Here is a 1,534-nt window from a genome sequence, read left to right as displayed (position 1 = left end):
GGCCGATGCGACGGAGTATTTCCAGATCCCGACCGGACGTGTGGTCGAGATCGGCACGCAGGTGGCGATCTGAGGTTTCCGGCAGCCTTTGACGCCACGCACCGGTCATTGCGGGGCAAGCCCTGCGCTGGGAACATGGTAGCCCTACCGTCACGGCACTTGATATTGCATCGCAGCAAGCGTAGAGCACCGCGCGCTTATCGGAGTGTCGTCCATGGCCCTTACCAATGCTGGTATTGAGGCAGAACCCGTCGAACAATCGAGCCATCCCGAAATCGAACAGCACAGCACCAAAGTTCTGATGCTGGGCGCGCTCGGTGTGGTCTATGGCGACATCGGCACCAGCCCGATCTACGCCTTCCGGGAAGCGCTTGTTGCGTCCTCCGGCGGCGAAATCGCCGAGCGCGGCGATATTCTGGGCGTGCTGTCGCTGATCATCTGGTCGTTGACGATTATCGTCACCATCAAATACATCATGTTCGTGCTCAGAGCCGACAACCGAGGCGAGGGCGGCGTGCTGTCGCTGATGGCGCTGGCGCGCGGCAGTTTCCCGACCCGCTCGGCGATCATCCTGGCCATCGGTGTTGTCGGCGCGTCATTGTTCTTCGGTGACGCCGTCATCACGCCGGCAATCTCGGTGCTTTCGGCGGTTGAAGGCATGAATGTCGTTACCCCGACCTTCCAGCCCTACGTCGTGCCGCTGACGCTGGTCATCCTGGCGATCCTGTTTTCGGTGCAGCGCTTCGGGACCGGCGGTGTGGCGCTGATCTTTGGCCCGATCACGGCGGTCTGGTTCCTGGCTATCGGTCTTTCGGGCTTGAACCACATCATCGCCGATCCCGAAATCCTGTGGGCGGTCAGCCCGCACTACATCGTCGCCTTCCTGATCAATTCGCCCGATGTCGCCTTCGTCACCATCGGCGCCATCTTCCTCGCCGTCACCGGCGCCGAAGCGCTTTATGCCGATCTCGGCCATTTCGGCCGCAAGCCCATCGTGCTCGCCTGGCTGGCCATCGTGTTTCCCTGCCTACTGCTAAACTATGCCGGGCAGGGCGCTTTCGTGCTGGCGAAGAACGGTCACGTCGGCCATCCATTCTTCGAGATGAACGAAGGCTGGACGCTGATCCCGATGGTGGTATTGGCAACCGCGGCGACNTGCAGCTCAATATGCTGCCGCGCCTCGAAATCCTGCACACGTCGGAACGGCAGTCGGGCCAGATCTACATGCCCCGCGTCAATGTTTTGCTGGCGTTGGCGGTGATGTTGCTGGTCGTCGGTTTCGGCGAATCGAGCAAGCTGGCCTCCGCCTATGGCATCTCGGTGACCGGCAACATGCTGGTGACGACGGTGCTGCTGTTCGTCGTCATGACGCGCATCTGGAAATGGCGGCTGTGGGTGGCGGTCGCCATGACGGCGGTGTTCGGCTTCATCGACATCGGCTTCTTCGCCTCCAACATCGTGAAGGTGTTCGAGGGCGGCTGGGCGTCGCTTGCGGTGGCCTTCACCATCGTTCTGGCGATGTGGACCTGGGTGC

The 1,534-nt window shown here is 61.6% G+C and carries 1 pseudogene; it reads left to right on the top strand.

Annotated features, from left to right (window positions below):
• Positions 1-214 precede the first annotated feature (214 nt).
• A pseudogene (locus X727_RS01000000165430) lies at positions 215-1,534 on the top strand (KUP/HAK/KT family potassium transporter); the annotation flags it as partial.

The sequence above is a fragment of the Mesorhizobium sp. L103C105A0 genome (assembly GCF_000502215.1).
In the GTDB taxonomy this organism is placed as follows: Bacteria; Pseudomonadota; Alphaproteobacteria; order Rhizobiales; family Rhizobiaceae; genus Mesorhizobium.
The sequence above is the reverse complement of the archived record's forward strand: the minus strand, read 5'-3'. Positions and strand labels throughout refer to the sequence as shown.